Annotated in this window: 22 protein-coding genes; 12 read left to right on the top strand and 10 right to left on the bottom strand. The window is 46.0% G+C overall.

What is annotated here, in order from left to right:
- Positions 1 to 173: 173 nt before the first annotated feature.
- Positions 174 to 1,190 (top strand): class 1 fructose-bisphosphatase, encoded by a 1,017-nt coding sequence (fbp, locus tag FKN08_RS13520; RefSeq protein WP_005392321.1) that lies wholly within the window; start codon positions 174 to 176, stop codon positions 1,188 to 1,190.
- Between the two features lie 127 nt (positions 1,191 to 1,317).
- Entirely contained in the window at positions 1,318 to 1,848 is a 531-nt protein-coding gene (ppa, locus tag FKN08_RS13515; RefSeq protein WP_170892316.1) for an inorganic diphosphatase, read from the top strand.
- A 77-nt stretch (positions 1,849 to 1,925) separates the two neighbouring features.
- On the opposite strand, the gene FKN08_RS13510 is transcribed toward ppa, so the two are convergent.
- From FKN08_RS13510 to FKN08_RS13495, 4 genes are read right to left on the bottom strand one after another with little or no spacing between them, the layout of a single operon-like run.
- Positions 1,926 to 2,288, bottom strand: coding sequence for a DUF2799 domain-containing protein (locus FKN08_RS13510; RefSeq protein WP_170892315.1), 363 nt, complete (start codon positions 2,286 to 2,288; stop codon positions 1,926 to 1,928).
- 49 nt (positions 2,289 to 2,337) lie between these two features.
- Entirely contained in the window at positions 2,338 to 2,685 is a 348-nt protein-coding gene (locus FKN08_RS13505) for a gamma-glutamylcyclotransferase (RefSeq protein WP_012841162.1), read from the bottom strand.
- Between the two features lie 45 nt (positions 2,686 to 2,730).
- Positions 2,731 to 6,495 (bottom strand): translocation/assembly module TamB domain-containing protein, encoded by a 3,765-nt coding sequence (locus FKN08_RS13500; RefSeq protein ID WP_170892314.1) that lies wholly within the window; start codon positions 6,493 to 6,495, stop codon positions 2,731 to 2,733.
- Entirely contained in the window at positions 6,492 to 8,204 is a 1,713-nt protein-coding gene (locus FKN08_RS13495) for an autotransporter assembly complex family protein (protein WP_046874047.1), read from the bottom strand. The genes FKN08_RS13500 and FKN08_RS13495 overlap by 4 nt, the downstream gene beginning before the upstream one ends.
- Positions 8,205 to 8,371: 167 nt before the next feature.
- On the opposite strand from FKN08_RS13495, the gene msrA reads away from it, so the two are divergent.
- The gene (msrA, locus tag FKN08_RS13490; protein ID WP_104971215.1) at positions 8,372 to 9,010 is read left to right on the top strand and encodes a peptide-methionine (S)-S-oxide reductase MsrA; all 639 of its coding nucleotides are present in this window, start codon (positions 8,372 to 8,374) and stop codon (positions 9,008 to 9,010) included.
- Positions 9,011 to 9,096: 86 nt separating this feature from the next.
- On the opposite strand, the gene FKN08_RS13485 is transcribed toward msrA, so the two are convergent.
- A complete protein-coding gene (locus FKN08_RS13485; protein WP_012841164.1) occupies positions 9,097 to 9,297 on the bottom strand; it encodes a DUF1107 domain-containing protein in 201 nt (66 codons plus the stop codon).
- A gap of 214 nt (positions 9,298 to 9,511) precedes the next feature.
- On the opposite strand from FKN08_RS13485, the gene FKN08_RS13480 reads away from it, so the two are divergent.
- The 7 genes from FKN08_RS13480 to FKN08_RS13450 all read left to right on the top strand — a co-directional run bounded on the left by FKN08_RS13480 (position 9,512) and on the right by FKN08_RS13450 (position 15,163).
- Positions 9,512 to 10,063 (top strand): YtfJ family protein, encoded by a 552-nt coding sequence (locus tag FKN08_RS13480; protein WP_005392336.1) that lies wholly within the window; start codon positions 9,512 to 9,514, stop codon positions 10,061 to 10,063.
- Positions 10,064 to 10,299: 236 nt separating this feature from the next.
- Entirely contained in the window at positions 10,300 to 10,599 is a 300-nt protein-coding gene (locus FKN08_RS13475; protein WP_005392338.1) for a DUF2607 family protein, read from the top strand.
- 134 nt (positions 10,600 to 10,733) lie between these two features.
- Positions 10,734 to 11,399 carry a DUF2796 domain-containing protein gene (locus FKN08_RS13470; protein ID WP_170892313.1) on the top strand — a complete coding sequence of 222 codons (666 nt, stop codon included), beginning with the start codon at positions 10,734 to 10,736 and terminating at the stop codon, positions 11,397 to 11,399.
- A gap of 52 nt (positions 11,400 to 11,451) precedes the next feature.
- Positions 11,452 to 12,180, top strand: coding sequence for an ABC transporter ATP-binding protein (locus FKN08_RS13465; RefSeq protein ID WP_170892312.1), 729 nt, complete (start codon positions 11,452 to 11,454; stop codon positions 12,178 to 12,180).
- Entirely contained in the window at positions 12,177 to 13,436 is a 1,260-nt protein-coding gene (locus FKN08_RS13460) for an ABC transporter permease (RefSeq protein WP_053809471.1), read from the top strand. Before FKN08_RS13465 ends, FKN08_RS13460 begins: the two co-directional genes overlap by 4 nt.
- 4 nt (positions 13,437 to 13,440) lie before the next feature.
- Complete coding sequence (locus FKN08_RS13455) at positions 13,441 to 13,935, top strand: DUF3299 domain-containing protein (RefSeq protein ID WP_012841166.1); 495 nt, start codon at positions 13,441 to 13,443, stop codon at positions 13,933 to 13,935.
- Between the two features lie 322 nt (positions 13,936 to 14,257).
- The gene (locus FKN08_RS13450; RefSeq protein ID WP_170892311.1) at positions 14,258 to 15,163 is read left to right on the top strand and encodes a TIGR03899 family protein; all 906 of its coding nucleotides are present in this window, start codon (positions 14,258 to 14,260) and stop codon (positions 15,161 to 15,163) included.
- An 89-nt stretch (positions 15,164 to 15,252) separates the two neighbouring features.
- Here the strand turns inward: FKN08_RS13450 and cysC are convergent, their stop codons facing one another.
- The 5 genes from cysC to cobA all read right to left on the bottom strand — a co-directional run bounded on the left by cysC (position 15,253) and on the right by cobA (position 21,164).
- Positions 15,253 to 15,870, bottom strand: a complete 618-nt coding sequence (gene cysC, locus FKN08_RS13445; RefSeq protein WP_065644941.1) for an adenylyl-sulfate kinase — start codon at positions 15,868 to 15,870, stop codon at positions 15,253 to 15,255.
- A 24-nt stretch (positions 15,871 to 15,894) separates the two neighbouring features.
- The gene (locus FKN08_RS13440) at positions 15,895 to 17,619 is read right to left on the bottom strand and encodes an SLC13 family permease (protein ID WP_005392351.1); all 1,725 of its coding nucleotides are present in this window, start codon (positions 17,617 to 17,619) and stop codon (positions 15,895 to 15,897) included.
- Between the two features lie 252 nt (positions 17,620 to 17,871).
- Complete coding sequence (gene cysN / locus FKN08_RS13435) at positions 17,872 to 19,302, bottom strand: sulfate adenylyltransferase subunit CysN (protein ID WP_047009026.1); 1,431 nt, start codon at positions 19,300 to 19,302, stop codon at positions 17,872 to 17,874.
- Positions 19,303 to 19,320: 18 nt separating this feature from the next.
- Positions 19,321 to 20,229, bottom strand: a complete 909-nt coding sequence (gene cysD, locus FKN08_RS13430; RefSeq protein WP_005379592.1) for a sulfate adenylyltransferase subunit CysD — start codon at positions 20,227 to 20,229, stop codon at positions 19,321 to 19,323.
- 59 nt (positions 20,230 to 20,288) lie between these two features.
- On the bottom strand, positions 20,289 to 21,164 hold the full coding sequence (cobA, locus tag FKN08_RS13425; protein ID WP_170892310.1) for a uroporphyrinogen-III C-methyltransferase: 876 nt from the start codon (positions 21,162 to 21,164) through the stop codon (positions 20,289 to 20,291).
- A 275-nt stretch (positions 21,165 to 21,439) separates the two neighbouring features.
- On the opposite strand from cobA, the gene cpdB reads away from it, so the two are divergent.
- On the top strand, positions 21,440 to 23,401 hold the full coding sequence (cpdB, locus tag FKN08_RS13420) for a 2',3'-cyclic-nucleotide 2'-phosphodiesterase (protein ID WP_170892309.1): 1,962 nt from the start codon (positions 21,440 to 21,442) through the stop codon (positions 23,399 to 23,401).
- Positions 23,402 to 23,498: 97 nt separating this feature from the next.
- Complete coding sequence (locus tag FKN08_RS13415; protein WP_012841168.1) at positions 23,499 to 24,077, top strand: cyclic nucleotide-binding domain-containing protein; 579 nt, start codon at positions 23,499 to 23,501, stop codon at positions 24,075 to 24,077.
- Positions 24,078 to 24,120: the final 43 nt, after the last annotated feature.

Raw genomic sequence — 24,120 nt, 5'->3', positions numbered from 1 at the left:
ACTGATGAATACCTCAAACAAGTCTACAAATAAATTGAGATCTCAAACAGTTACTTCATTACCATTAAAAAGATCTGCGACTTAAACTTACATCCAGCGCAATCGTTTAACATCCATAAAGAGATGCTCACTTGCGCACTACCCCCAATGAAATGAAAATGTAAGGATTAACCATGTCAGGACTGCGCACCCTAGGCGAGTTCATTGTCGAAAAACAAGCGGATTTCCCCCACGCTAGCGGTGATCTATCATCCCTTTTAGCCTCCATTCGTTTAGCTGCAAAAATCGTTAACCGCGAAATCAACGCAGCGGGTCTCGGTGATATCACTGGTGCTGTAGGCACGGAAAATGTCCAAGGTGAAGACCAGCAAAAGCTCGATGTTTACGCGAACGATAAGTTCAAAGCCGCGCTTGAAGCTCGTGACCAAGTGTGTGGCGTTGCCAGTGAAGAAGAAGACGAAGCGGTTGCTTTCAACAAAGAGCTCAACCAAAACGCCAAATATGTGGTACTGATGGACCCACTTGATGGTTCTTCTAACATCGATGTGAACGTCTCTGTCGGTACTATCTTCTCTATTTATCGCCGTGTTTCACCTATTGGCACACCAGCGACAGAAGAAGATTTCCTTCAGCCTGGTCATAAGCAAGTTGCCGCTGGTTACGTGATTTACGGTTCATCAACCATGTTGGTTTACACCACGGGTAACGGCGTAAACGGCTTTACTTACGACCCATCTATCGGCAGCTTCTGCCTTTCTCATGAAAACATGATGATTCCAGAAGAAGGCAAGATTTATTCGATCAACGAAGGTAACTACATTCGCTTCCCTCAAGGGGTGAAGAAGTACATCAAGTACTGCCAAGAGAATGTGCCAGAAGACGGTCGTCCATACACTTCTCGCTACATTGGCTCATTGGTTGCAGATTTCCACCGCAACTTACTGAAAGGTGGTATCTACCTTTACCCAAGCACACAAAGCCACCCACAAGGCAAGCTACGTCTGCTTTATGAATGTAACCCAATGGCGTTCTTAATTGAGCAAGCGGGCGGTATTGCATCAGACGGCGTCAATCGCATCATGGATATCAAACCAACCGAATTGCACCAACGTGTGCCTTTCTTTGTTGGTTCTAAGAACATGGTTCGCAAAGTTGAAGAGTTCCTTGAACTGCACCGCGACGAAGAATAATTTCAGACCTTTGTCCAACGCGGCAGGTGTTTACCTGCCGCGTTTTTGTCGCTAAAGTGAAACGCGAATTTATCATCAGATGAAGCCGCTTCTGTGTGACTCATCGTTAATGAAAAGGAATATTCTAATGAGCTTAAACCATGTGCCAGCAGGCAAGTCGCTGCCTGAAGATATCTATGTCGTGATCGAAATTCCTGCAAATGCAGATCCAATCAAGTACGAAGTAGATAAAGACTCTGGTGCGGTATTTGTCGACCGTTTCATGTCTGCACCGATGTTCTACCCATGTAACTATGGCTACGTGAACAATACCCTGTCTCTTGATGGCGACCCAGTCGACGTACTGGTACCAACACCATACCCACTTATGCCAGGTTCAGTGATTCACTGCCGTCCTGTTGGCGTTTTGAAGATGACGGATGAGTCAGGTGAAGACGCAAAAGTGTTTGCGGTTCCACACACCAAAATCTCGAAAGAGTACGATCACATCCAAGATGTGGACGATATCCCAGAACTACTGAAAGCGCAGATCACGCAATTCTTTGAGCGTTACAAAGAGCTTGAAGCAGGTAAATGGGTGAAAGTGGATGGTTGGGCAGATGTTGCTGCCGCTAAAGCTGAAATCCTAGAATCTTACGAGCGCGCTCAGAAAAAATAAGCATCACTGCTGCTGATACAAAATTAAAAAGAGCAGCTTTAGGGCTGCTCTTTTGCTTTTCATCTTGTGTAAGTCAACTAGATAGGTGCGCCTGCAGATGACATTCGGCCGGCGTCATAGTCATGCTGAAAGAAGGGGTCTAGGTCATCACAAATACCAAAATACGGACGCCCGATAACACCAAGCATATACGCGCTTTGTTCACAATACTCTTGCTTCCCTTGCTGATAACCCGTTTGATAGGCCATGATCAGTTCAGGCGTAGCATGATTAGTACCATCCAGTGCAGCGATACGATCTTCAGATAAAACTCTTAATCCATCTAAGGCAGACTGCTTACCAAACACTTGCCAGTCGGTAGCATTACTCGAGGTCGGCAGGGTTGTTTGCGCGCATGCGGCAAGAATCAACGCCATTGATCCAATTACGAATACCTTCATCATGACTCCTTAGTGACCAGCTCGTCGCTATTGATAATGTCAGTATAGCTCACACCTTTTGACACCAATCTCCGGAAGCGATTTCTTCGGTCAGTTGTTCGGTATCTTGATACAAGTAGATCCAAGCTTGGCCAAACGGCGTGACGATACTCTCTCGACGATACTCTACTGGCACATCTTCCAACTTATCTAGCTCGGATAAGGTTTCATCATCAATCAGATACACTTCACCTTGTATCGAGCGCTGCCCGACAGACAACGCGGGATAAGGACCTAAGTCATAAAGTGCGAACTGAGCATCCGTTTCATGCTGACCAAGAAACTGGGCCGAGCTCAGAAAGTGATGATTACACTCTCCTTTACGCAAGGTCCCATATACAAAAACTAAATGCTGCATAACCACTCCTTAGTCATGAACTTTATGTACGCAGACGAACAAGCTCTAATCGAACTCAAATTGATAGAGTAGGTCAACCGCACTATCTACACCAGAAACCGCCTCTAAATACAGATCTTGCATCAATCGATAACGCACAGTGAACTCGCCTAGTGAGTTAAAGATGCCGACGCCGTATTTCACCTGTAATCCCGGCAGAATGTAACCACTGACGGTCACTTGAGAATCATCGCCCGACCCCGCCGTATCCAATTGTAAATCTTGAACCCCAAAGGCTTCACCGATTTCACCAACCACGCGTCCACTCTTTGCCAAACTTAGGCCAATCAACGTGGTCGTCATAGCATTGCCTCCCGCTTCGCCATCAATGTCTTGACCGCGAAGTAGGTAAGAGAGCGCATTCGCTTGAGGCATCGCTGGCTCAGAGAATATCTCCACATTTGGATCCGATGCTGGTCCTGTTACACGCACACCAGCAATCACGTCATCTTGGGTATTATCTGGGTTTCGAATCGCCTTAATAGAAACGTACGGCTGATCTGCCGGACCATTCATTAAGATCTTACCTTCTTCAATCACCAAATCCTGACCAAAAGAACGGTAAGAACCGTCGACGATATTAACCTCACCAACGATGAACGGACCTTTATCTTTCTGTGTCACATTGAGGTTACCTTTCAGACCACCTTTCAAGCCAAAGGCGGCCAGTTGGAAGTCATCACCGATCTTAATGTTGATATCCGTTTCAACATCAAATGGCATTGGCTCGATATCACTCACAGGCTGTAAGTTCTGGTCCAAAATCACGGTGTCGCTTGAAACACCAACCGCACTTGGTGGCAGCTCTTCAACCACAACTCGTCCCCAAGGCAGATTAATATTACCTTCGACCTTAGCAAGCTGCGGTGTGACATCAATAGTCATGTCCGGCTCAACTTTGATTTTTACCATTGGTGGAAGATCCACCTGAAGCTCTTTCGCAAATACGCGCGCTTTGGTGTGCCAATTTTGTAGATCCTGCCAATCGGCCTCACCGGTCACTTCCAACTCACCATCTGGCGTCATGATACCCGCATCAAGATCCGCTTGGTGACCTTTAAAGTTGATCGCGACCTGACCGGAGTTAATGTCTATCGGCGTGACTTCACCTTGTAGCTTCATTTGATCAATCAAGAACTGACCGTTGACTTTAGGGTGCATAACATCACCAGATATCGCCAAATCAGTATTCATGTTCGCTTTGAATAGGCTGTACTCACCTATCAACGGCGCTAAGAAATCCAGATGGAATGTCGATAGCGAGACCTTACCGTCAATCTCAGGCTGCTCAGACGTTACATCGACTAAAGAAACCTGACCTGATAAGTCACCGTTGTCTCTCACATCAAATAACCACTCAGCATCTAACTTGTCTTTTGCCAGCGCCGCTTTAAAGCTAAAGCTTTCCCAACCAAGAGTTATCGGCTGCTCTAGTGCTTGCTCTACTTGACCTTTAGGCATATCAACGTTCACCGTGACTTCCGGCTTCATCTCTGGTGCCCATTTTGCTGTTGCTTGCGCGTTGACCGACCCTTGTAATTTCGTCTCTGGCGGCAGGAACTGCTTGATTTGTTCAAAGTCAAAGTCGTTCACGGCTAACTTGGCTTCGCCACTTTGACCAACACTAATATCTTCGGTCAAACAAACACTCGAATTGGCTTGCAGCCAACAATGTGCTTGAACATCAGCGATTTGTTTATCAATGTTGACTTTAACCGCCGTCGATTTCTGCAACGCCCAAGGTCCCTGCGGCGTGCTCAAAGTAAGACGACGCAATGCACCATCCCAGATCATTTGCGGCTTCTGTATGAATGAGCCTTCAATTTCTAAGCTGGTTGATACAATGTCAGACACCACATCTAGCGTCAGTTGGTGCAATTTTTCATCCCCAGAGACTTCAAGGTCTGCACTATCAACTTTAATGTCGTCGTAGGTAATGTTGTTCGCAATGAGGCTTAAGTTCGCTTTCTGTGCTGGCAGAGGCGTCACATCCCCCTTCAAAGTTATGTTTTCGACGTTCGCTTGCTGCTGCCAGTTCACTTGATTTAGCGCTAGGTCTAATTTGATGTCAGGCTCTTTCAAGCTACCACGCAGCGCCACGTTGCCTTGCATCTTACCCGCTAGATCCGGAACACTTTTAGCAAAATCGGGGAAGTTAACCTCAACATCCATTAATATCTGCTTATCAATTTTACCCTTGGCACTCAATTGGTTAGGGCCATGAGAAAGCGCTAAACCTTGCGTGGTAAGCTGAATGTCTTCACCTTTGCCATTCTTATCAGACGCTTCCAGTTGGCCTTCAACATTCAGCGGATAACCGCGCAAAATGCCATCGATATCTAACTTAGGTAAACTGACTTGCCAACCTCCTTGTTCTGTTAAAGAACCTGAAGTCGAGAGGCTACCACTGATATCGCCTTCCGCTTCTTCCCATTGAAGCCCTGGTTGAATATGTTGCAAATTAAGGTCAGCTTGCCAGTTGATTGGCGCAGCCCAATTCGTCATCACCTGACCGGATAGCTCACCGCCCAATGTTTTGACTACCAGGCTTTCAAGATCGATTTGCTCTAATGTGCCTTTGCCGTTTAGTGCAACATCTACAGCAGGAATATCTTTACCCGAAGCTTGTGTTTCTAGTGCCACGGTGTATCCGTCCAGGGAACCTTTTGCAGATAAACTTGGTACCGATACTTGATAATCACTTTGACCGATTAACGGCCATTGCGCTTGCACATTTTTGATTGCAACATCAAAGGGTAACTGCGCTTTCAGGGGCTGAAGTTCACCTTTGATCTCCGCTTCGACTAGTTCAGATAAGGTCGCAGTGAGAGAAAGGTCTCCCACCGAACCAGCAGCTGACAGCGACAGCTTTTGCCCTTTCGCATCCGCTTGCTTCACCAGCGCATCGAGCTGAGCTTTGAGAGGATAGTCGGCAGAAAGCGTTACTTGCGTGCTTAACTTACCTTCCACTTCAGGCATATCGAGCTCTAATGTTTTCACATCAACACGGTCGCCCCCCGCTTTCGCTACAACACCAAGGTGGTGAACGATCACCGGCTTCTCACCTGCAAGCTTGAAGTTATGAATATCGAGGCGTCTTGCTTCCACAGTGAGTGGAATCCACACCTCAGGTAACACAATATCTTGCGGCGGAGCGTCAGCGTCTTTCGGCTCGTCTGTGGCCGCTTCAGATTCAGCTTCACTTGGAGCCAGTGCAACATTGATGTCTTTTAATGCCGTCGGCGCAATCACTAAACGGTCGCCTTGCATAGAAAGCCCGGTAGAGAAATCTTGCCAGTCAATTTGGTTGCCTAAAATGTTTAAGTTAATGTCATCAAAACTGACCTTATTAACAAAAATAGGGACTGGTGTACTGACTGTACGTAATGGCGGTGTCTCCTCTGGCTCTTCGCCTGCCGGAGGGAGCTCTGGCATCTGAAAGTTAACACCTTGCAGGGTTAGCTCATCGACACAGACTTTAGGATCAAAGAAACAACGGAAGTTAACCGCTAACGCTAGACGATCGACTTTTGCGTCGATGTTCAAAGATTCGTCGACAAAACTGACGTTCTGTAGCTCAAAACGAGGAAATAATGAGCCCTGAACTTTCTCTATCTGTAGTTGCGGTAAAACCTTTTCTGCTCCCCACAACGCGAGCTTAAGACCAGGGTGAGTAAATAGCACTGTCGCAACAAAAATGATGAGCAACAGCAATAGACCAATCAAACTTAGCGACAGCCATTTGGTCCACTTAAACATCATTTTGATCATAACTCAGGCCCCAATGAGAAGTGGATGCGGAACTCTCTTTCTGGTTTTTCATCCAGTCCCCACGCAAAATCAAAGCTAACTGGTCCAACCGGAGACGCCCAACGGATACCCACACCAGCACCCGATTTCCATTCAGGTGTTTCGTTAAATGCATCACCAATATCATAGAAGGTGGCTGCCCACCAGTTTCCATACACGCGATATTGATACTCTAATGTGCTGCTGACGATGTATTTACCACCCGTCAAGGCACCACTTTCATCCACAGGTGAAATAGATTCGTATCCATAACCACGAATGTTGTTATCACCACCAGCGAAGAAACGCAGGGAAGGTGAAAGCTTTTCAAATTCGTCAGTGATGTTCGCACCACCTTCTAAACGGAACAAACCACGATGATTATCACCGATCCCGCGGATCCAAGATGATCGCCCTAATAGGCGCAATACTCGCGTTTCTGACAGCAAAGCAGGATCACCATATTCGATCGTTACACTTTGCTTATCCCCCCACATTGGCATGTTGCCACCACGGACACGAGTTCGTGAAAAAGTGGCTCCGGGTAACACAAATTGCACCCCATCATCTTGCAGACCTTGAGAGAAGTTTTCGTACAAGTGACGAACATAAATGGTTTTATGCCAGCCGCCATCAGTTAGCCAATGTCGTTCAACTGCCAGGTTGGATTCCAAACTCTCCGTATCTCGGTTATCAAGGTGCTTTAAACCAAATTGCAGTTGGTAGTATTCACGCAACACATCATCAAGCGGGATTTTGTATCCTGCCGTGATCGTCTGTTCTGGCTTTGATAGTGATAACGCCGTATTAAAGCTGTGACCACGTGAACTAACCCATGGTTTTTTCCATTTTAACGTGCCACGCACACCAGTATCGGTCGAGTAACCAAGGCCGGTTTCTATTTGGTTTTTTGACGCTGGCGCGAGCGAGACCTTAATTGGCAATTCGCGTCCCTCATCCAATTTACTTAAATCAGGCTCAACAAAAACCGATGAAAACCAATCGGTATTAGACAGGTTTTGGTTGTACTCTCCCACTTGCGAAACCAAGTAAGGTTCACCAATTTCAAAAGGTCGCATTGATTCAACACGGTTTTCCCAAATCTGACTACCAGTAATGTTAATCGGACCAAAGTGATAACGAATACCACTGTCATAATGCAAACGCACGTTCGCTTCATTGAAGTCAGGAATCACTTCAAGTTTGCTGAGCTTGTAATCACCATTGAAATAACCACGCTGCAACGCCAAGTTACGAATACCCGATTTCAGGCTATCGTATTCGCCTTGATTCAATACTTTGCCGACTTTAAGCGGTGAACGTTCAATAAGTTTGGCGAACTCTTCATCGTCTTTTGCTTCACCTGTGATCACCACATCCATGACTTTCACTTTCACAGGTAAACCCGGCTTGATGCTGACGATCAACTCATCATTCCCTTCCGGAATAGAGTATGAAATTTTTGCATGATAATACCCAAGCGCATTAAGAGCTTCAGTGATACTTTGATCTAATCTCGCTTGAAAGCGCAGAGAAGTGGAGTAGTCCTTCGCTGGAATGGACGACAGGTACGCACTGACATTCTCTTCTAAAGCGCCATCGATGCCTTTTAAAGTCAAAGAAACATCGGCATAGGCACCATGAGAAAAGGCAAACAGGCCAACAATGGTGAGGAGAGCTTTTTTTATCATGCTTTTTTGGCTGAATGAGGTTAAGTAAACGTAAATAATGATAACGCCAATTAAAGTCTAAGTCTGTAATATTAATAGGTTTAACGCGGTCTATGTCATCACAGCATCAGATACAGACGAAATGAAAAAGTTCGCAAATTTAAGACACGTATTGAAGGACAAATACCATGCTCAACAAACAAACATTGATCAGTATAGAAGATGCCTTGCCAGGTAGAGATCAACCGATGCAGGTTGAAGATCATCATTTTGTAAATAAATCTAACTTAAAGGCACCATTGGAGCCGCATCAACAACAAATTCTGCTGGGAATGGGCTGCTTTTGGGGCGCTGAGCGCGTATTTTGGCAACTGGATGGGGTTATCTCCACTTCGGTTGGCTACGCCGGTGGATATACACCCAATCCTACTTATGAAGAGGTGTGTACGGGTAAAACAGGCCATACAGAGGTAGTACGAGTCGTCTTCGATGAACGCGTGATTTCCTTAGAAAAACTACTGGCCGTTTTTTGGGAGAAACATGACCCAACCCAGGGGATGCGTCAAGGTAACGATTTGGGCACACAATACCGTTCGGCTATTTACACTTATTCCGCGAAGCAGCAAGAGAGCGCAGAAAAATCGAAGCTCTTGTATCAACAAGCACTGCAAGAGGAACTACGCGCGAATATCACCACTGAGATACAGCCAGCGGGCCCGTATTATTTTGCCGAAACTTACCACCAGCAATACCTGGCTAAAAACCCTGACGGTTACTGCGGTATCGGTGGCACAGGTGTTTGCTTTCCACCCAGCTTACAACGTTAGTTCCTACGACTAACTGAAACCAAAAAGAGCGACCGAATAGGTCGCTCTTTTTTGAAATCGAAAACTAAATTCAAGCCAACGGGCTCTTAAACAGACAACGAAGCAATCACTTGGTTGACTTCTTTAAAGATGGTGAGTCTTTTCTGATCGTTGACGTCAGGGAGCAAAACTTTGCCATTGTCGAACTGAAAACATCCAACCCCAGCAATAAAGAATTGACCTTTGAACAACGTTTTAACGAAACGTGCCACTTGTAATGGTCGGTATACAGCAAACTCACGTAGCATAACTCACCTCAATTCCTTTGAGAAAACACGGATTGCTTATTTATCCTCTGCAATCTTAATGCGCAATCTGCGACGAGGTTCATTTTAGCAAATTCTAAATATAACGCAATATTACACCACCCCATACGTTAAATAAATGTTATCAACAGTTCTACAAATTTCCTAGATCTGGATATATACTGGAAAACTTCCAACTCGTACGGAATATAACAATATGAAAACTAAGACTCTCCTACCTCTACTATTGGCTATAACGCCAAGCTTTGCGTTTGCACACAACCTATCTGTCGGTGAGACCGTTCCTTCTGCCAAGGTCGCGGCTTATGGCGAGATTGTTTTGCAAGGTGAGGGCGTGGCATACCAACCATGGGCAACCCAGCATATGCAGGGTAAGGTTCGTGTTATTCAAGCAATCGCAGGTCGTAGCAGTTCAAAAGAAATGAACGCTCCTTTGATGTCAGCAATAACCGCCGCGCAATTCCCGCAAGAAAGCTACCAAACAACTACGATCATTAACCAAGATGATGCAATCTGGGGGACAGGTTCGTTCGTGAAATCTTCAGCCCAAGACAGCAAAAAAGAGTTTCCTTGGTCATCTATGGTTCTGGATGAAAATGGCGTAGTCGCCAACACTTGGGATCTTAAAGAAGAAAGCTCTGCCATTATTGTTCAAGACAAAACAGGCAAAGTGCTGTTTGTAAAAGAAGGCGCACTTGAGCAAGATGAAATTGCAAAGGTGATCGAGCTAATTAAACAGAACATCTAGTCTCGTTGCTTGGCTCCTTAATATCCGTAGTACGCAGTATAAGGAGCCATGCGACCAAACTTAAAGCTTGAGATTTCTGTTGCCCCTAGTTTAACGCTCAGTGATTCCACCAAAGAGACTGTCTCAGATTCGGCGACATCGCATGCGTTGACGTAAATTTTCCCACTAGCCAACAAAAGAGTGAACTTTTACTCATTATGGGTGTTATATTATAACAGTCGGTAAGAGGAGCTCAGATGTACCACCACCAGCAAAAGATACGGAAGCATTGGCATCGCACTGTTTTGTTTTTCAGTGTCGCGTTGCTGATCGCTTGGAACTTTGCGGTAATCCTTCATCAAGTTGATCTGACTCCCGAACACCACACACACCATCATTGCCAGCTATTTTCTGGGGTTCAGCACGGCATAGCCAAAGCTCAACCGACCCTATCGACGCCAACATTTACGCGCATCCAATACCATGATGTCTTTCAGCGCCTTGTTAATAGTGAAGACATTCGTGGTGCAGCTCGTGCCCCGCCTTATTTTGCTTAATTTCCAAACTATTCCACACTCAACATAATTTGTGCGTATTCCTGCACCTAACGTGTCAGCGAATCGCACCTTAGTAAATACAAATCTGATCCGGTATTGCTCGGGTTAGTGCCAGCAAAATTAGGAAACACAAAATGTCATCGAAACATGTTTTAGCGCTTGTCATTGGTCTCTCTTTATCGACAGCAGCAAATGCGGACGAATACCGCCAGCACGGTGCTCATGTGCATGGTCACGTCGAATTTAATATCGCCCAAGATGGAAAGGATCTGTTAGTGGAGATTACTGCTCCCGGAGCCGATGTGGTCGGTTTCGAGCATGCTCCAGAAAATGAACTGCAAGAGCAAGCACTTAAACAAGCCATTGCCACCCTAGAAGACAGCAACACACTGTTTGCTATTAACGCGCAAGCCAATTGTGATATTGAAGAAGCTTACGTAAACCATAACCTCAGCACCCCTCATGAAGACCATGATCATAGCGAGCACGACCATGATGACCATGCAAATCACGATCATGAAGGGCACGAACACCATGATCACCACAATGAACATCATGATGAACATGAGCACCATGACGGTCACGATGCTCACCATGAGGAGCATGAAAATGGTGGACATGGTGAGTTTTCGGTGCAATATCGCTTCAGCTGTGCCCAAGTTAACCAACTCAGTCACATTCAAACCGACTGGTTTAATCAATTTCCAACGACTGAGTCAATCAACGTCAATATATTCACTGACACCATGCAATCAGCCATCAAACTGAGCAAAGATGACTCCCAAATCGTAATCAAATAACACGAGTGGCGTGTAAGTACACACTTACACGCCAATGCTTTGGTGATTTAGTATGACTGAAATCATGTCAAACGTTGTTGAGCTAAATAATGCCCAGTTTGTCTGGCCCGGTTCAACACACGCAACCATTCATATTCCACAGTTACATATTGCCCAAGGTGAGCACGTATTTATCAAAGGTCCCAGTGGCTGCGGTAAATCTACGCTGCTTGCCCTACTAACTGGCATCAACACATTAACATCAGGCTCTCTATCCGTACTGAACACTGACCTTGTTAGTTTAAGTGCAAGTCAAAGAGACAAATTTCGCGCCGATCACATTGGCTATATCTTTCAGCAGTTCAATTTATTGCCTTATTTAAACGTACTTGACAACGTACTACTGCCTTGCCAATTCAGTCAAACACGACGTGGCCGCGCGCATTCAAGAATGTCATCTCAAACGTTAGAAGAGCAAGCTCAAGCTCTGCTTGAAAGACTCCACCTACCCAGCGAGCTTCATGCTCGTCCGGTATCGGAACTGAGCATTGGCCAACAACAACGTGTTGCGGCTGCACGAGCACTCATTGGGTATCCGGGGTTAGTGATTGCTGACGAGCCAACCTCCGCTTTAGACCATGATAACCGTAAAGCGTTTATTGAACTCCTGATGGAGCAAACGAATCAAGCCAACGCTACGCTGATCTTCGTCAGTCACGATCCAACGCTTGAGCCCTTATTTGACCGCACACTTAACCTACCAGATATTAACCAAGCATCTAACCTAGGAGCCGCATCATGAGCGCTGTTGCAAAGCTCGCGTGGAAGAGCTTAATCAATCGTAAGGCGACGGCAATATTAACCATCATGACAGTCGCGATTTCTGTCATACTCCTTTTAGGAGTAGAACGCATTCGTACTCAGGCAAAAGATAGCTTCGCCAATACAATTTCAGGCACCGACCTCATCATTGGTGGCCGTTCTGGACAAGTGAACTTGCTGCTCTACTCTGTGTTTCGCATTGGCAATGCCACCAACAACATTGACTGGAAGAGCTACCAAGAGTTTGCCAATCATCGAGCAGTAGATTGGGCGATTCCAATCTCACTTGGCGACTCGCACAAAGGATTCCGAGTCATGGGAACCAACCACAGCTATTTTGAACACTATAAATTCGGAAGTAAGCAATCACTAACCTTTTCAGAAGGCCAAGAATTCAATGGTTTATTTGAAACCGTGCTCGGTTCTGATGTCGCAAAACAGCTGGGGTATCACGTCGGTAGTGAAATCATCATTGCCCACGGCATTAGTGATGTAGGCTTTAGCCGACATGACAACCTGCCATTCAAAGTTGTCGGGATTCTTGCGCCCACAGGCACGCCAGTCGACAAAACCGTTCATGTCTCGCTAGAAGCCATCGAAGCCATCCACGTCGGATGGGAAAGCGGTGCACGTTTAGGCCCAACACCCAAGGCACAAGACCTCAAAAACAGAGACTTTCAGCCCAAGCAAATTACCGCGATGCTGGTCGGTTTGAAATCTCGTATTCAGACTTTCGCCCTACAAAGGCAAATCAACACTTATCCCAAAGAACCGCTTAGCGCGATTATGCCCGGGGTTGCGTTGCATGAACTGTGGGGAATGATGTCTGTTGCCGAGCAAGCCTTAATGGCAGTGTCTGGCTTTGTGGTGATTGCAGGATTACTCGGCATGCTAAGCAGCTTATTAACCAGCTTGCAGGAGCGCCGCCGTGAAATGGCGATTTTGCGCGCTATGGGAGCAAGACCTCGTCATGTTTTCTCATTGTTGATCAGCGAAGCCAGTCTACTTACTGCTGCCGGAATCGTGACCGGAGTGGCAGGGCTGTATGCCATTCTCGCCATCGTGCAACCCATCATTCAACAGCATTATGGAATACATCTGACTTTAAGCCTCTTATCGCCCTATGAATGGATGTTATTAGGTTTCGTACAATGCGCTGGAATTGTAATTGGTTTCATCCCGGCTTTTCGCGCCTACCGACAGTCACTAAGTGACGGAATGACAATAAGGATTTAATAAAATGTGGAGAAAAATACTCGCAAGTTGCTTGCTGATCGTCTCATTTATAGCACCAGTACTCGCAAGCGAGGAGCCATTAACGCTCGACTGGATTGATCTAGTACCTGAGAAAGAACGCAAACTGTTCGACAGTGTGGGCATGCCAGCTTCTGATCACAGTGGCGGCGCAGCGCAACAGTCTAAAATTGGTAACGTTCGACCAGAGCTAAATGGAAGCCAAGTTAAAATCCCAGGCTTTGTCATCCCACTTGAAGGTGACGCGAATACCGTCACCGAATTTTTGTTGGTGCCATACTTTGGAGCTTGTATCCACGTACCACCACCGCCACCAAACCAAATCATTTACGTGAAGTTTCCCAAAGGCGCACCCGTTCAAGAACTGTGGGATGTCATATATGTGGTTGGAGAGTTGAAAACCGAGACGATAAGCCACGAGCTGGCTGAAACGGCTTACGTTATTGAGGGATCGAAAATAGAAGCCTACGACGATATGTAGTTTAAGTCGTTGACATGCATCGGTACACCTAAGGCGTCACATCGGCGCCTTTTTTAGTTCTGTGTTACACGATATAACGAGACAAATACGCTAATACGCCAACATAAATAACCAAAAGAAACGCTATCGACAGGTGCTTTTTGAGTTTACCTGCTTCTGAGAACTTCATTGTCCCTCCAAAATAACGATAACAATTTTAACAACTCATTATCATTTTGGATAGCCCTATTCGTTCAAAAACTGAGAACTCCTATCTGGTCGCCTGGTTAGATAAGGTGTAAATTTAAACAAGCGAACAGCGCAGTTCTTGGTAGGAAAATTAATGGCAGAACCGACAAAGCAACCTGTTGTCATCGAACATCAGTCAAACGCACAAAAAAATACGCAACAAGAAAAGAAGCAGGGCTACATCAAAGACAGTGCCAGCAAGGTAAAAACCATTGCCCAAATACACGGTCTTGATGCCTTACTGCAAACCGAACCACCAGCCAAATCCGCGCTTGAAAGAGCCCAACTGCGTGAACAGAGACGCCAAGAACAGCGACAAAAAAACCTAGAGCAGATTTTAAAGCTAGCACACTGTTCATGCCGAGATGAAACTGCCGGAGAGCCCGACCAAGACTGGTTGTATCGTTTTTTTGAAATGGCTCAAGACATCCATAACAGCGCGATGCAAAAGTTATGGGCTCAAGTGATGAAGCGTGAAGTGACAAACCCAGGCTCGACGTCTATGAAAGCGCTCAAAGTCCTCAAAGATATGTCACCAAAAGAAGCACAAACTCTGCAAAGAGCCGCCTCTCTGGCGTGCAGTTTTGGAGGGGATCACAGTCGCAAGCTGTTAATTGGTTATAAAGCGCAAGGAGGAATATTTAGCTTCGGCAAACGAGACATCGCCAACAGCTTAAACATGGGAAGTTTTCAGCTGCCCTATTCAAGTTTGTTGCTGTTGATTGAACTAGGGTTACTGCATAGTACCGAGCTTGAATCTGGCGAAATTGGTATCGAGACGCCATTGATCCTCACCTACCAAGGTAAAAACTTGTCGCTGAACGTGAACAGCAAAGGCGTCCGCCTTTTATATTACCGCTTCACGCCAACAGGCAATGAGCTCTGTACCTTGCTCGGTAACAAACCACATGCCGACTACTACGACCAAATGCTTGCGCTTTTAAATCATAGATTTAGTGTCCATAGTGACGCTAAAAGTACGGTTCATCATACCGTGTAGGCAGTTCGAGAAGCATTTGACCACCCATGATCTAAATGCTTCTTAAGCCGCTCAAAGAGCTTGAGGTCACCAATGATCCAAATGCTTATTTATCGGATCACTGCACGCGACTTAAGCGCTTCCAAGCACAAGTCCACCAGCTCATCGACGCTTTTTTCGCCCGCTGGTAAATCGACTTCCGGATTCTTCGGTGCTTGATATTCAGAATCAATACCAGTGAAGTTAGGAATTTCTCCCGCACGTGCTTTGCGGTACAAACCTTTAGGATCGCGACCTTCGCAGACTTCTAGAGATGCATTGACGAACACTTCGATAAACTCACCTTCTGGCAATAAGTCGCGCACTAGCTGTCGCTCTGCGCGATGCGGTGAAATGAACGCCGACAACACAATTAAGCCTGCATCCGCCATCAGTTTAGCCAGTTCACCAATACGACGAATGTTCTCGCGGCGATCCTGTTCAGAAAAGCCCAAATCGCTACACAAGCCATGTCGCACATTGTCACCATCCAATAAATAGGTGTGGTAACCCAATGCTGCAAGGCGATTTTCCAACGCCCCCGCTATGGTTGATTTACCCGCTCCAGATAAGCCAGTAAACCACAATACGGCAGGTTTTTGCTTCTTTAATTCAGCACGAAACTGTTTATCGACCGAATGCTGGTGCCAAACAATGTTTTCATCTTTTACCGTCGTTTCGGCAGTCATAACGTATCCTTGTAAATATCGGAATTAAAACGGGAAGAAGACCGGAATCAAAGTAAGTACTAATACAGAGTACACAATCGAAATCGGTACACCAATTCTCACATAGTCGGTCAATTTATAATTTCCTACGCTGTACACCAGCAAGTTGGTTTGATAACCGTAGGGAGAAATAAAGCTCGCACTGGCGCCAAACAAGACCGCCATAATGAATGGCATCGGATCAACGCCATAACCGACCGCCATGCTATAGCCAATAGGAAAAGAAAGCGCAGCCGCGGCATTGTTCGTCACCAGTTCAGTAAGAACTAATGTCATGATGTAAGTTGCGACCAAGGCTCCAAACACGCCCCAGCCATTGAACGCTTCAATAAACATCGCTCCCATTCTCTCTGACAAGCCGGAAGAGATCATCAATTGAGCGATGGACAAAGCAGAGCCGACAATCACAACGATATCAATTGGGAAACGGCGGCGCAGTTCTGAAATCTGTACAATGCCAAACGCGATAAGTGCGATAAGATACGCGGCAAGGCCTTTAATAATCGGTACTAGCTCTAATAGCGCACACCCAATTACGGCAGCAAAGCCCAGTAGCACGATGGAGGATTTATTTGTATCAAGCCGAGCGCTAGAGTCCAAATCATGCACTAAAACAAACTCTTTACGATGAGCTCGGCGCTCCGATTCAAAACGCTTCCCCGGAACCAGAACTAACGTGTCACCTGGCGCTAAGGTAATGCTACCCAAACCGCCCTCTAGGCGCTCATGACCACGACGAATAGCGACAACAACGGCATCAAAGCGGTCACGGAATCGGCTCTCTTTAAGTGTTTTATAGCAAAACGTCGCGGATGAGCTCACCACAACTTCAATAAAATTTTGCCCATTCAAGTGCTGCTGACCAAACAGCTTGAGGCCCGGAATTTCTTGCAGGGTCGCGACGCTCTCAACATCACCACAAAACAACAAACGGTCTTTCGCATTGAGTACGAAATCCGGTCCTACAGAGGAAACCGTCACGCCATCTCGTACAACCTCCGCAAGAAACAGTTTGCGCAGCGCACGTAAATTATTCTCGCTGACCGTGCGCCCAACTAACGGTGAACCAGGCTCTACGCGAGACTCAAGAAAGTACGGTAAATCTTCTTGGCTTTGATCATCGTAGTTCGGCAGTAAGTAACTGAGCGGGATAAGAATCAGCATTCCTCCCACCAGCACCGCCAAGCCAATCATCGTGGGTGTAAAAAAGCTCAGGCTCGGCAAACCGGCATCTTCAACAAAGCTGTTGATGATTAAGTTAGTCGACGTACCTATCAAAGTTAATGTGCCACCAAAAATGGCCGCGTAAGACAGCGGGATGAGTAATTTCGAAGGCGCATGCTGCTGATTACGCTTAATCGCCCCAATCAATGAGACAACCACGGCGGTATTATTCGTGAATGAAGAGAGCAAGGCCGTTGATACACCGAGCTTAGCGATCACACTGCCTAACTGGCCTTCAGAAATACTTCGGCTCACCCAACTGATCAGTAACGTTTTTTCTAAAGCACACGATGCAAGAATCAACAGAACCAGAGTCAATAACGAAGAGTTGGTAAAGTTGGATGCGATCGTGGCTGAATCCATCATTCCCGCCATAAATGCAATAAAAGCGGCACCCGCAAAGACATAACTAGGCTTAATTTTTGTGACAAGCAAACAAGTGATAATGCCAAGCAAAATCGCTAATACAAACCCTTGTTCCCACATAGCCTTTCCTTACCAAATCGCCCAAAGGGCACAACAACGGCTCATTTATCCGTGAGACACCAGAAAAACGAGTAAACAGACCAAAATCAGCGTAAGCGAAAAGAACATCAGAATGCTCGGTTTTCTTGGGCTTCAACGAAGCATTCTGGTATTAGGAGAATAACCTAACTGCATTTCGCAACTCAGTTAGGCAGCGACGCCCCAAGCACAACAACAGATAGAATCAGAGCTTATCGTGCTCGGGCGCGCCAATTACTTTTTCAGCAATTGGCTGACGTCTTTCGCTTCCCAGTGAGGGAAGTGTTTACGCACAAGTGCATTCAGCTCAACTTCAAACGCAGAGATGCCCGTCAAATCGCGCTCAACAACCGCGAGGCTTTCTTTGACCATGCCTGCACCGACCGTCACGTTCGTCAGACGATCGATAATGATGAAGCCGCCGGTATCAGCACAATCTTGGTAATTGTCCAGCGCAACTGATTCATTGAGAGACCATTCACACAAGCCAATACCATTCAATGGCAGCTCTGCCGCACTATGATTTGATAGGTTGTTGATATCATATTGGTGACGAATCGCTTCAACATGGCCCACAGTTTTCTTACCCGCGATTTTGATGTCGTAGTCACGGCCCGGTTGCAGAGGTTGCTCTGTCATCCATACCACATCGGCAAGCAAGTGGTTTGTGGTTTCCACTTGAGCATTGTCTAGGACAATCAAATCGCCACGGCTAATATCGATCTCATCGCTTAGCGTCAGAGTGACCGCCAACCCAGCACGAGCTTCCTCAATATCACCATCAAACGTAACAATGCGTGCCACGGTTGACGTTTTCCCCGATGGCAATGCTTTGATGGCATCACCGACTTTGATCGAACCTGAAGAAATCGTCCCCGCAAAACCACGGAAATCGAGGTTAGGACGGTTAACGTATTGCACAGGGAAGCGGAACTCACCCGCACCTTTTTCTTGATCCACATCGACCGTTTCAAGAAGTTCAAGCAATGACGGGCCTTTAAACCAGCTTAGGTTTTGCCCTTTATCCACCACATTGTCACCTTCAAGCGCCGAAATCGGGATGATTTGAATATCAATATCCCCGGTCAGGTTCTCAGAAAACTTAAGATACTCATCGCGGATTTCTTCAAAGCGCTCTTGCGAGTAATCCACTAAATCCATCTTGTTGATCGCCACAACAAAGTGTTTCAAACCCAGTAGGTTGGAAATAAAAGAGTGACGACGAGTTTGATCAAGAATGCCTTTACGTGCGTCGACTAAGATCACCGCTAAGTCACACGTCGATGCGCCTGTCGCCATATTGCGCGTGTACTGCTCGTGCCCAGGAGTATCAGCGATAATGAACTTACGTTTCTGCGTCGAGAAATAGCGGTAAGCTACATCAATTGTGATCCCCTGCTCGCGCTCAGCTTGTAAGCCATCGACCAACAACGCAAGGTCAGGCTTTTCACCCGTGGTGCCCACACGTTGGCTGTCTGAGTGCACTGCCGCTAGCTGATCTTCATAAATTTGTTTTGAGTCATGGAGTAAGCGACCGATTAGTGTACTTTTACCGTCATCCACCGAGCCACAAGTCAAGAATCTAAGTAACGACTTGTACTGGTGTTGTGTTAAATAGCCTTCGATACCAAGCTCGGCTAATTGAGCTTCAACTGCACTGTTCATTATCTTTCCTTAGATCCTTTAGAAGTAACCTTGACGTTTCTTAAGCTCCATCGATCCTGACTGATCGTGGTCGATCGCTCGGCCTTGGCGCTCACTCGACGTTGCCACCAGCATCTCTTCGATAATGCCGGTCAAAGTGTTTGCTTCAGACTCGATAGCCCCAGTCAATGGATAACAACCAAGAGTACGGAAGCGCACACTCTTCTCTTCAATCACTTCACCCGGTTGAAGCTCCATACGATCATCATCAACCATGATCAGCATGCCATCGCGTTCAACAACTGGGCGTTTGTCCGCGAGGTAAAGCGGCACGATCTCGATGTTTTCTAAATAGATGTATTGCCAGATATCAAGTTCAGTCCAGTTAGACAGTGGGAATACACGAATGCTCTCACCCTTATTAACCTGGCCGTTGTACGTCTTCCATAGCTCAGGACGTTGGTTTTTAGGGTCCCAGGTATGGTTCTTGTCACGGAACGAATACACTCGTTCTTTTGCGCGTGATTTTTCTTCATCACGACGAGCGCCACCAAAAGCAGCATCGAAGCCATATTTGTTTAGCGCCTGCTTAAGACCTTGCGTTTTCATGATGTCCGTATGCTTTGACGAGCCATGAACAAACGGACTGCAGCCCATGGCTAGACCTTCTGGGTTCTTATGTACCAAAAGCTCAAAGCCGTATTTGGCAGCGGTGCGATCGCGAAACTCAATCATCTCGCGGAATTTCCAGTCGGTATCGACATGCAAAAGTGGGAATGGAATTTTGCCCGGGTAAAACGCTTTACGCGCTAGGTGCAGCATCACTGATGAGTCTTTACCAATCGAATACATCATGACTGGGTTATCAAACTCAGCCGCAACTTCGCGGATAATATGGATACTCTCCGCTTCGAGTTGTTTAAGGTGAGTTAAACGTTGTTGGTCCATGTTTTGTATTTCCTTTTTAAGCTTGAAGGCGCATTACGTCTCTAATCTTTGGTCTGAAATTATATGGAGTTGGCAATAGCACTTTTGTTGAATTCAGTACTAGACAAAAACCAGTCTAACTTTTGAGACAGTCGCACTACCTCTCCGACAACAATCAAAGATGGCGATTGAGCTTCCTTCGATAAATCAGAGAGTTGGGAGAGCTCTCCCGTAAATACTTTTTGTTGAATCTGCGTACCACGCTCAATAATAGCAATCGGAGTCGACGCAGAACGACCATGCTTAATGAGTTGATTCTGAATATAGTGTGATTTCATCAGCCCCATGTAGATCACTAAAGTCTGATTCCCACGAGCCAACGTTGACCAATCCATCTCATCGCTTTCTTCTTTCAAGTGGCCGGTCACAAAGATGGCCGATTGCGCGTAATTGCGATGAGTCAGTGGAATCCCAGCATAGGCCGTTGCGCCAGCTGCCGCGGTAATGCCAGGGACGACCTGAAAACGGACGCCTGCATCAGCAAGCACTTCCAGCTCTTCACCGCCACGACCGAATACAAATGGATCACCACCTTTAATGCGCACTACTTTGTAGCCCTGCTTGGCAAAGTCCACCAATAGCTGGTTCGTCTTCTCCTGCGGCACACTGTGATGCCCAGCTCGTTTCCCAACGCACACTAAAATCGTATCGCTAGGGATCAAGGCCATGATTTCTTCAGACACCAAGTAGTCGTACAAAACCACATCGGCTTGCTGCAAACAGTTCAGTGCTTTCACTGTCAAAAGTTCAGGATCACCCGGCCCCGCCCCCACTAAGGCGACTTCACCAGGCTGTAGCGATTGCTTTGCAAAACGAGTAACACCAGCTACTGAGTTGTCAGAAACTAACCGGGGCTTTGGTTTAGGAAAAGAAGTGACTGAATCGTTCGTTGCCATGTGCTTGCTCATCGTCCATTGATATCGTTATGCAAGCATTATGGCGGGGCGTTTATATTACCTGAAATTCTAAAATTTCATTTTTTATTCAAAAATCTGCTAAGAAGTTTTTGTTTGGTCTCATTCAAAAGCGTGAAAAAGTCGGCGGTTAATATGAATAAGGTTCAGTAAACTGATTTCTGTTCACAGTTTTCTGTATCTTTATCATTAAGTTGCACCAGCGTTTGATACATTACGCGGTACGATTCCCCCTTCCCATTGAATTGGAGCACCAAATGAAAGTGGCAGTTCACCCTATTTCCCTCGCAGTGTTAAGTGGCATGCTAACGCTTGCGGGCCCTGCGATGGCCGATACCATCAAGCTTCGTATTATCGAAACCACCGACATTCACACCAACGTGATGGATTACGATTACTACAAAGACCAACCATCACAGCAAATTGGTTTAAGTCGTGCTGCGACCATAGTGAAACAGGCTAAGTCCGAGGCAGAAAACACGGTATTAGTAGATAACGGCGATTTAATTCAGGGCAGCCCAATGGGCGATTACATGGCGGCGAAAGGGATTAACACTGGCGATGTCCACCCAGTCTACAAGGCGATGAACCAACTAGACTACGATGTGGGCAACATTGGCAATCATGAGTTCAACTATGGCTTAGATTTTCTACAAAAAACGTTGGCGGGCGCTAACTTCCCTTACATCAACGCAAACGTATTTGATAAAAAAACCGGTGAGCATTACTTCAAGCCTTACCTCATCAAAACCCACACCTTTAAAGATACAAACGGCGAAGCGCATCAAATAAAAGTGGGTTATATCGGCTTTGTACCACCACAAATTATGGTGTGGGATAAGAAGAACTTAGAAGGCAAAGTCTTTGCTAAAGACATTAAGGAAACAGCAGAGAAACTGATTCCTCAAATGAAGAAAGAAGGCGCAGACGTGATTGTGGCGATTCCACACTCGGGCATTTCTACTGACCCATACAAGCTAGGCGCTGAAAACTCAGTTTACTACCTCACAGAAGTTGAAGGTATTGATGCGATTGCTTTTGGCCACTCTCACGCGGTCTTCCCAGGGAAAGACTTCGCAAACCTACCTGATGTTGATACCGAGAAAGGGACCATCAATGGTGTAACGTCAGTGATGCCGGGCCGCTGGGGAAGTCACGTAGGTGTGATGGATTTGATGCTGAAAGAGAAAGACGGCAGATGGCAAGTAGTTGAAGGCCAAGCAGAAGCACGCCCTATCTTCGATAAAGTAAATAAGAAGTCATTAGCTAAAGCCGATGAAGGTATTGTGAAAGCGTTAGAAGAGGATCACAAAGGCACTCGTGAATTTGTAAACCAACCAATCGGCAAAGCAAATGATGTCATGTATAGCTTCTTGGCATTGGTGCAGGACGACCCAACCATTCAGATCGTTAACCTTGCTCAGAAAGATTACGTGGAACGCTTTATTCAAGGCGACCCAGATCTCGCTGACATTCCAGTATTGAGTGCCGCAGCACCATTTAAAGTCGGGGGGCGTAAGAACGATCCGAATAACTTTACAGAAGTAGAGTCCGGTCAGCTCACCTTCCGTAATGCTGCCGATCTTTATTTATATCCCAACACCTTGGTCGCGATGAAAGTGAAAGGTAAAGAGGTTCGCGAATGGCTAGAGTGCAGCGCGGGTCAATTCAACCACATCGACATCAACAATCCTGAACCACAATCTTTGATTGATTGGGACAATTTCCGTACGTACAACTTCGATGTCATTGATGGGGTGAACTACCAGATCGATATCACCCAACCGCCCAAATACGATGCGAGCTGCAAAGTGATTAATCCAGATTCTCAGCGTATTGTGAATCTGACATTCAATGGTAAGCCAGTTGATCCAAAACAAGACTTCATCATCGCAACTAATAACTACCGTGCTTATAGCAATACCTTCCCTGGTACGGGCCCAGACTTTATTGCGTTTGACGCACCAGATGAAAACCGCTCTGTCGTCGCCGCTTATATTTCTCGCGTGAGTGAAGAAAAAGGTGAAGTGACACCAAGCGCTGACAACAACTGGTCTTTCGCACCGATTAAATCCGATAAAAAGCTAGATATTCGCTTCGAAACATCTCCTAGCGATAAAGCGGCGCAATTCATTAAAGATAAAGGTCAATACCCAATGAAACGTGTCGCGACTGACGACATTGGTTTCGCGATTTACCAAATCGATCTGAATAAGTAAGGCTGATTTGACAACAACGCTAAGCGGCTCTCATGAGCCGCTTTTTTGTTATCAATAAAACCCGTTAGAATAAAGAAAACCGTTTCTGAGTTATCACATGCACAGCGATCTTTTTTCAGACTTAGTCAATCATGGCTTCTTAGACACAGAAGCAAACCAACTTATCGAAAATGGTGAGTTACTCGAACTGCCTACGCGCCACATTCTTAACCACCAAGGAGAGTTTAGCTCGCACCTTTACTTCATTATTGAAGGGTTATGCCATGCAAGCTATCTCACTGAGCAGGGCAAAGAGTTCAGTAAAGAATTTTATTGGGAGAAAGACTGGGTTATCGGCTTTGAGAGCATAATTAAGAACCAACCTTCGCCTTACTTATTGGAAACGCTGAGCGCTTGTCAGCTATTTTGCTTACCAATTGAAACGCTGCATCAATGGCGAGCAGAAAAACACGCCATTTACTTAAAGCTACTCGAAAACCAACTGGTTAATAAAGAGAACAAAGAACGCTTTATGCTGCTCTACTCCCCAGAGGAACGATATCAACTATTTTGCGCCCATTACCCAGACTTAAAGCTACGTATTACCGATAGCCAAATAGCTGCTTATCTTGGGATCACGCCTATCAGTTTGAGCCGAATTAAAGCGCGCTTAACTAAAGATCACACATCCAAGTAAACTCGAAAAAGAAAAGGCTCTTCAAACGAAGAGCCTTTCTATG

This window comes from Vibrio sp. 1-2 (7-a) (assembly GCF_013048515.1).
GTDB classification, from domain to species: domain Bacteria; phylum Pseudomonadota; class Gammaproteobacteria; order Enterobacterales; family Vibrionaceae; genus Vibrio; species Vibrio diabolicus.
This window is presented reverse-complemented; position numbering and strand designations above follow the sequence as displayed.